The 7,461-nt window shown below is 38.5% G+C and carries 7 protein-coding genes and 2 pseudogenes; 6 read left to right on the forward strand and 3 right to left on the reverse strand.

Annotated features, from left to right (window positions below; all coding sequences use genetic code 11):
• Positions 1 to 64: 64 nt before the first annotated feature.
• Positions 65 to 712: a nitrate/nitrite response regulator protein NarP gene (narP, locus tag FDX11_RS13255; RefSeq protein WP_016153764.1), complete on the reverse strand. Its 648-nt coding sequence runs from the start codon at positions 710 to 712 to the stop codon at positions 65 to 67.
• A gap of 417 nt (positions 713 to 1,129) precedes the next feature.
• Here narP and FDX11_RS13260 point away from each other — a divergent pair, with 417 nt between their 5' ends.
• Both FDX11_RS13260 and FDX11_RS13265 read left to right on the forward strand, forming a co-directional pair.
• On the forward strand, positions 1,130 to 1,975 hold the full coding sequence (locus FDX11_RS13260) for a DUF6387 family protein (RefSeq protein ID WP_071260302.1): 846 nt from the start codon (positions 1,130 to 1,132) through the stop codon (positions 1,973 to 1,975).
• A 157-nt stretch (positions 1,976 to 2,132) separates the two neighbouring features.
• The gene (locus FDX11_RS13265) at positions 2,133 to 3,464 is read left to right on the forward strand and encodes a DUF4062 domain-containing protein (protein ID WP_071260271.1); all 1,332 of its coding nucleotides are present in this window, start codon (positions 2,133 to 2,135) and stop codon (positions 3,462 to 3,464) included.
• Between the two features lie 107 nt (positions 3,465 to 3,571).
• Here the strand turns inward: FDX11_RS13265 and FDX11_RS13270 are convergent, their stop codons facing one another.
• Positions 3,572 to 4,126, reverse strand: a complete 555-nt coding sequence (locus FDX11_RS13270; RefSeq protein WP_071260273.1) for an SLATT domain-containing protein — start codon at positions 4,124 to 4,126, stop codon at positions 3,572 to 3,574.
• Positions 4,119 to 5,432 (reverse strand): nucleotidyltransferase, encoded by a 1,314-nt coding sequence (locus FDX11_RS13275; protein ID WP_137398036.1) that lies wholly within the window; start codon positions 5,430 to 5,432, stop codon positions 4,119 to 4,121. Before FDX11_RS13275 ends, FDX11_RS13270 begins: the two co-directional genes overlap by 8 nt.
• A gap of 467 nt (positions 5,433 to 5,899) precedes the next feature.
• Here FDX11_RS13275 and FDX11_RS13280 point away from each other — a divergent pair.
• The 4 genes and pseudogenes from FDX11_RS13280 to FDX11_RS13295 all read left to right on the forward strand — a co-directional run.
• Positions 5,900 to 6,106: pseudogene (locus FDX11_RS13280) on the forward strand (ISNCY family transposase); the annotation flags it as partial.
• 113 nt (positions 6,107 to 6,219) lie between these two features.
• A complete protein-coding gene (locus FDX11_RS13285; RefSeq protein ID WP_031280849.1) occupies positions 6,220 to 6,495 on the forward strand; it encodes a hypothetical protein in 276 nt (91 codons plus the stop codon).
• The gene (locus tag FDX11_RS13290) at positions 6,495 to 6,974 is read left to right on the forward strand and encodes a hypothetical protein (protein ID WP_022631300.1); all 480 of its coding nucleotides are present in this window, start codon (positions 6,495 to 6,497) and stop codon (positions 6,972 to 6,974) included. Before FDX11_RS13285 ends, FDX11_RS13290 begins: the two co-directional genes overlap by 1 nt.
• A 392-nt stretch (positions 6,975 to 7,366) precedes the next feature.
• Positions 7,367 to 7,435, forward strand: a pseudogene (locus FDX11_RS13295) (dipicolinate synthase); the annotation flags it as partial.
• Positions 7,436 to 7,461: the final 26 nt, after the last annotated feature.

Below are 7,461 nucleotides of genomic sequence, written 5' to 3' on the forward strand. Positions count from 1 at the left end.
TCCGGCCTTGCGATGCTCGTGATTTGTAGGCCCGATAAGCGTAGCGCCATCGGGCAATATCTGGTTATTGCATTCCGCGCGTTTGCAAAAACAGAATAGTGGCAGCAACGCGAGAGCGCACATTGAGTTTGCGCAGCAGGTTGCGAATATGCACCTTCACCGTCTGTTCGGAAATATTTAATACCGAAGCAATCTGTTTATTCGACAGCCCCTGAGCCAGTTCGTGTAACACATCCAGCTCGCGTTCGGTGAGAATGCTGAACGGATCTTCTTGTGCGCCGAACAGGTCGCGTTCGCGCAGATATTCACTAACGCGTGTACTAAACGCTTTACCGCCTTTGGCTCCGCTGCGAATGGCCTCCAGCAGGACTTCAGGATCGCTGTCTTTGAGCAAATAACCATCCGCACCCGCGTCAATTAAGGCGTATACATCGCTGGCGGCATCCGAAACGGTCAGAATGATAATTTGTGCGGTAACGCCGTCCCGACGCAGCGCATTCAGGGTATCCAGCCCACTCATACCTTTCATATTGAGATCCAACAGGATCACGTCAAGGTCCAGACGGTTTGCCAGATCGATCGCACTTGCGCCGTCACCTGCTTCAGCCACTACGTTAAATGCGGGATCCAGTTGCAATAATTGACTAATTCCCCGCCGCATCAGTGGGTGGTCGTCGACAATCAGCACCCGAAAAGGCGTTGCTTCAGGCATACTATTCTCCTGAGTTTTATTAGTATCATTATTGTTTTCAGCGCATCAATCGTCCAGGTTTATCGCGCTGATGAGAGGGTAAATTTTACCCCAATTTGTACATGGGTAAGTAGTAAAACCTGTGCTAAAAGCCGTGGTGGTGCGGAACATTGAATCGCAGGCATAAAAAAAACCAACCACAAGGGTTGGTTTTTTTTGAGGATTTTTGGTCGGCACGAGAGGATTAAATAAAACAATGTAATTAATTGATTTTAATGATTTTGTTTAAGTGTTGCTTATCTGTGTATGCCTAAGTGTATGCCTAAAAGTGAAAATCATCGCACCAGCGAAAAACTGTCCCGGGCCCCAACGTTTCAAGCGATAACAGTATTACTGTAAGCTAAAATGATTAAAATCGCTTTTAGAAGGAAAGGGATGATGAAAAACTGGTCAACGGAACATACGAAAGAGATCAAATCTTGGCTCGACATTGATACTTACCGCAAATTCGAAGAGCTTACGCTTATACGGTTCTATCATGAGCTATGGGCAAGGACGTTGTTCTTCAAAAGCTACAGAGAAAATTTTGAGAGCAAAGCTCTTATGGGATACTTCTCGAAAATCTTTAGTGGGAATCCTTTTCTTATAGAAGAGGAAAAGCTTGGGTATATGACTCCCGAAAACAAGTTGTTTCAACCACCTCATTTCTTGCTCACTACAACAGATGATATTGCCCGATTAAGCATACTTGCTATGAAAAGAGAAATGTATTTCTGGAGTGGCGGGGATGGGTATGCTGTGAATAAAGAGTTTGAAGAAAAACCTGTCTCTGAGAGTATGCCAGATCAGTTTCCCCGGACAGTTATGTTTGAAATAGATTTAGCAAGTGGGACTGACGAGGAAATTGCTGAATCACTTAAGGCTGCACTACCGCAATGGCGAAAAATTAAAGGTATAGAAGAAAATCCTCTAGAGTCAGTTCGGTTTGGGTATGGAACTATCAAGAAACTGATCAACTATCGCGTAATACCTATGCTGGATATTCTGGTCTGGGCCGCCATTAAAAAAATCCGCATCTCTGACGACAGACTATCTAGGTTGCTATATACAGACGACGACGCAGAAAGTGAAATGAGACTACCCCAGCAGATCAAAGATACTGACCGACCTCTTGCCCTTAAAGCCTCAACAATTGACTTCATCAGGCAGTTTCATTTTTTTATAAACAAGAACAATCATTTGAAAAAAATGAAAATTTCTGATGTAATTAAACTTACAGATTAATGTTACTATAACATACCTTTATGTTTGTAGATAACAACCTCAACTGGTTGTTTCTATTATAAAAATGTGCATTTGGTTTTCGCTGGCCTACTCTGAAATTTTAAATACGTAATTAATGCCCAAAAAGTATAGCAATTAAGAGAAATGCGAGGTTATCTTGGAATCTACTAAATATCAAGTTTTCTTGAGTTCCACATATTCTGACTTAGCAGAAGAAAGAGAAAGTATTATAAAAGCTATTTTGGAAATGTATCATATCCCTATTGGGATGGAGATGTTCAGTGCTGAAGATGAGGACCAGTGGGAAATCATCAGACGAACGATTGAAGTTAGTGATTATTATATTCTTGTTTTAGGTTTAAGATATGGTTCAAAAACATCAGATGGCATCAGTTTCACACAAAAAGAATATGAGTATGCCTTAGAAAGAAAGATACCTATTCTTGCATTTGTCATGAAAGACAATGTGCCTCTACCAATAGATAGAAGGGACGATGATCTCTCAGAAATTAATGGATTTAGAGAATTGGTGTTAAGAAATTCAAAAATGGCTCAATTTTGGGAGACAAAAGACCAGCTTATAAAAAGCGTATCAATTTCATTGATGAAGCAGATCATGCAGAAACCTGGGATAGGATGGATTCGTGGTGATAAGGCAGATATAGATGGAGCGCTTTCAAAAGAGTTAACTTCTTTGAGTAAAGAAAACAGAGAGTTACGAAAAAGGGTTTTGGATCTTGAATCAAAAATTTCATTTAGAAAACCATCGATCGATGTTTCCATAAATAAGCCGACTATAGATGAAAGTTTCAATTCATATGAAACCCTAACGATGCCTGATGTTTTGAGGTTACAAAATGTGCCATCACATTTACATGAGTATATCTCTGAAGATGATATAGAGAAATATAATAGGGAAATCCCAAGTCAAAATGAATTGTCTAATTATAATAAAAAAATTGAAAGATTTTATAAGATAAATAATTATTCCTCAGCTCTTGAAATATTAGTGTCTAACATAGGAAGTATCAAAGCAACTAATGTATATATAGATATCGAATTCCCGGATGCATTTTTCATTTATGAGAATGACGACACATTTAGTGAGCCTGAATCGCCTCTTCCAGTTAATCCTATGATTCGAGCAGAATCGGAATATAGTAAAAATAAATATATGCAAAATTCTGCATTATCCCGTTTACAGACACAGTTAGGTGGTGGTTATAGTGTGATGGATCGTTTTCCATCTTTGAATAAGAATCTATCATTTCTGAGTAAAATTCCACCTATTAATCAAAAGTGGTGGACGAAACTTGATGGAAGGAAAATTACGATAAAAATTGATAATTTATTGCACACGAGAGAGTCATCATTTGATGATGAATACATGATAGTTCCTTTAGCAACAGGAAAGCATATAATTGAGGTCAGGATTATATGTGAGGAATATGAAGAAATAGAAACTAGATATATTGAAATTGATATATAAAAAATTTTATGTGATTAATAGTGTACACCTGATCCGACAGAAACTTGTAGAAATAATAGGTAACTGTCAGGTCAGGTTTGAGGTAGTTCAGTTTATAGGCTATAAGTTCAAGACCGCTTTAATTCTTTTGGTAAAAAGGCATCAATTTCACTATCTGAAAAACTCATATCCTCCAGTTCCTTTAGAGCCTTTTGCGCGGCCATATAAGCTTTGTAATTTGTGCTCGGAGAACCTGCGTATACAGACTGTAATTCTTTTGTTAGTTTATCTCTTTTTTCTCTTATTTTATCAAGGGAGATATCCCCAATACGAATATCAGTCAACAATGAAAGATATTCTTCTCTTATAATCCATAGATCACAGCCAGCTTGCCGATGCTTTTGAGCTAGTTCTCCTAAATCATAATTTTTTGTATATGTATTTAAAATCAAAAGGATGGTTGAGAGAACAACACTGATAATAGCGCTAACGTTGCCCTTGTCAAAGAAAGTTGAAACTATTCCACCTGTGACTAATGCTGATACGACTATTTGCCATAATTTTATGTTTTCATGCTTACGGATAAGTATGTCAGCACATTTTTCATGAGTTTTATGGGAGTAAACGACCCGTCCGTAACATTCTCTTATCTGCCCTTCAAGGATTAAACGGTCTTCATTCATCACGGTTACCCTCGATTACTATTGGTACATGAATTCTATCTTTGGCAACGACAACTCCGTCTTTAACACAATAGCATTCGACAATGTGATCCCCACGAAAATTGGTGGACTCTATTTTCTGTCTCATCCCGGCATCTGCAACTATTTGTCCTCGAATATTATTTTTTCTCTTTGCCACTTCACCTCTATTCAATACTTTCCAGTATATATCATAAGGTTGTATAACTGAAATCTCTTTCACCTCAAACCTTAAATCCTTTTTATTTCGTAGAGGAATATGTCTTGAGATCATATCACGCAGAAAAAACTCTCGAAAACCATTTTGTTTCACTTCACAATCAATTTTTATGTTTTCTTTAATATCCACAGGGAATTTATCTTCGATAAATTCTTCTGTGTTTTTCCATGTTGCGTGGGTATGGATCGAAAGGGATGCCTTTGATACAGTTTCAGCTTTCGGGAACGGGCGACCATAGACCTTTTTCCATTTATCATTTTCATTCGATTGACCGTTAGCATCAATTGCTTCAAGACACAGATGGTATGCTTTTTTAGCTTTCTTTTGAAATTTTTTCTTAACTTTCACTCGTTGACGACTGCCAGGGGCTGAATACTCAGTCTGTTCTTCAAGTTCATATATATACTTGAAAAAATCTCTACTTAACCAATCATAATAGTGATAGCTCTTATCATCATACTCAGTTGTTGAGTCTAGAAAATTGTATACCAGAGTATCAATCAGAAGCCCTCCCATAGCTAAGCCATGTTTGTTACGCCATGCCCTTATCATTTTACATAGCCGACGGAGGTTGCTATTTTTGTTTACGTCAAGGTTATTTATAGCTGTCATTTCAGCTCTGGGCTTCGTTATTTTCCAACTGCCACCGTTTTTCGTGTCAGGATATTTATAACTACAATCCTCTTGTTCAAAAACAGGCTGAACTTCAACATGGAAATTGGTATAAGTTACAGTAACGACAAGTCTGTCCACACGAACTTTCGTCGTCGGATACCTTTTTAATATCGCTGATTTGACATCTTGAAGTAGTTCTAATTGTTTACCGTCTTTGTAATTATCCCATTTTGATTTAGGCATAATATATAGCATATCTAGATCTGAAATACCTCTGATTCCCGTTTTTCTCCCAAATGAACCCACTTGTAAAGTATTTGCTGTATTAGATTCGGTATCTCTGAACTGTTTGTTTAAAGCAGTGGTTAACTCACCATAGCGAGAGCTGATTGTTTCTGCATTATTGATAGATAAGTTTGATATAAACCCTGAAAACATTTCAGATATAGTCATCGAATGAACTCCTCACTCTTAGATTTTTTGTTTATGTACGCTAAGGGTTTGCTACAACTTCACTTTGGATTTATGCTGTATGAATAAACAGTTATCTTAGCATAACTTAATCGAACGTTCAGGTGTTTATTTTTATTCATTAACATAATGATCTATAGTTATTTTTATGTAATATGCCCTCTGATCCTACTTGGCGGCACTCCCTACAGAAAAGGCATCAAAACGGCATTTCGGTTTTTTTCGTGATCGCCGTATTTACATCAACGAAGGAAAGAACGCAAGTTAATCAATCTGTATCTACTTGATTAACATAGAATATGTCATCAACTTCCGCTCCTGGCAGAAAGCTGCCATATACAATAAGTTGAGGGGACGCTGTGAGCGAGAAGCGGAAGCTCACAATTGTCGCTACAGCCGATAGGGGCACTACTAACATTGGCGTATCGTATTGAAAGGGGACAGGTCACCTCGGTCGTACACTCGAATTTATTAAACTGGTTCAGGATAAGCATGACAATAATCGTTCACAGGCAATACCTGCCGGTGATGGCCCATCACGGCGACGTAGAAAACCAGCAGAAAAGAAATCCCAACGTTCGCTGAATGGTGACGATATGCTCAATGCGTTGAAGACATTACAGTCACGTTCTGAGGAAATATTTGGTACAAGGTAATAGCTTCAGTGTTATGATATTTAAGGAGAATCTAAGTGAATCTCCAAAGTTTTAATCCAATAGCATCCATATTGTCAGCAACTAAAAATGGTATATAAGAAAGGTGAAAATAGATGAAATTGAATCCTGAAAAATACAATAGAAAAATCACTCTATTATGTCCTGTATGCGGGAACTCAGAAATGGAACATGCCGAAGATTCGGAGATCGTCAAATGCATAGGATGCGGAAAAATACTCACTAACGATGAGTTAATCCAAGAAAATGGCGTAAGTATTGATGCGCATGTTAATGAAGTAAAAGAAGAATTGACGAAGGATATACAAAAGCAGTTTAACGACATACTGAAGAAAGCTTTTAAGGGAAGTAAAAACATAAGGATCAAATAATGACTACAAGTGACGTCATCGCTTTAGGAGCGCTTGCAGTATCAATCTACACCATTATATCATCCGAGCTTAAATCAAGAAAAAGCGATAGAGAACAAAAGGTTATTAAAGATGAGCAAGATAGATTACGTAAGTTGCTTCTGGAAAAAGAAACAAAGTCAGCTATCAATGAAATGAAGGCTGAGCTTGGTGCTCGCTTGGTAAAAATAGCCAGAAACAATTACAGGCTAAAAATATACAATAGAGGCAAAGTCGAAGCTAGGAATATAGAAATTCACTTTCCTGATAATGACGGTGATGAATACCTTGTAATATCGGATGTAGAAGACAAGTTCCCATATGAGATACTGCATCCGCAACACGGAATTGAGATCATCGCGGGACTAAGTTTCGGTAGCAAAACTAAATATCGAATAAAACTCATATGGGATGATGATTATAAGAGGAGAAATGAAGAGGAGTTTTTCATTTCAATATGAATTAACTCACTCAATGACTGTATGCTAAAAAGGCCGCTGTGGAAGATATTTCTCAGCAGCCTTTTCAACTTTGCTGGCAGGCGGACATCTGAACTTAGCTTGGACACTGCTTTCGTTGCTGGTACATAACCGCCGACTATGAAGTCGCGTATAGCCCAATAATGTCATTGTTGCTGCAACAGCGATATCCAACTTGGCTCATCATTACCCTCGTCAAGGGATGGACGCAGCCGTAGACACTCTTTCTGCAAAACTGGGGAAGTTCAGATGACGTGAAGTTCCCCAGTTCTGAACAGGACCAACTTCGATAACCTCCGCCTCAGGAGCCTCACTCCTTTCTTTTCCCGACTATTCGTATAGTGGTTCCATCGCAACGACAAGGGGAAAACAAAATGAACAATCAACCAACCCGTCTCATCCGTCTACCAGAAGTTCTTAAACGTACAGGCTACGGTAAAGCCTGAATCGCCACGGGTTTAACAGACAC

Source organism: Citrobacter sp. wls714 (assembly GCF_005281025.1).
Taxonomy (GTDB): Bacteria; Pseudomonadota; Gammaproteobacteria; order Enterobacterales; family Enterobacteriaceae; genus Citrobacter; species Citrobacter werkmanii.

Excerpts from the sequence above, each read along its gene's own strand:
- FDX11_RS13290 (WP_022631300.1), top strand. The coding sequence starts at position 6,495 with ATGACTACAAGTGACGTCATCGCTTTAGGAGCGCTTGCAGTATCAATC.
- FDX11_RS13260 (WP_071260302.1), top strand. The coding sequence starts at position 1,130 with ATGAAAAACTGGTCAACGGAACATACGAAAGAGATCAAATCTTGGCTC.
- FDX11_RS13275 (WP_137398036.1), bottom strand. The coding sequence starts at position 5,432 with ATGACTATATCTGAAATGTTTTCAGGGTTTATATCAAACTTATCTATC.
- FDX11_RS13285 (WP_031280849.1), top strand. The coding sequence starts at position 6,220 with ATGAAATTGAATCCTGAAAAATACAATAGAAAAATCACTCTATTATGT.
- narP (WP_016153764.1), bottom strand. The coding sequence starts at position 712 with ATGCCTGAAGCAACGCCTTTTCGGGTGCTGATTGTCGACGACCACCCA.
- FDX11_RS13270 (WP_071260273.1), bottom strand. The coding sequence starts at position 4,126 with ATGAATGAAGACCGTTTAATCCTTGAAGGGCAGATAAGAGAATGTTAC.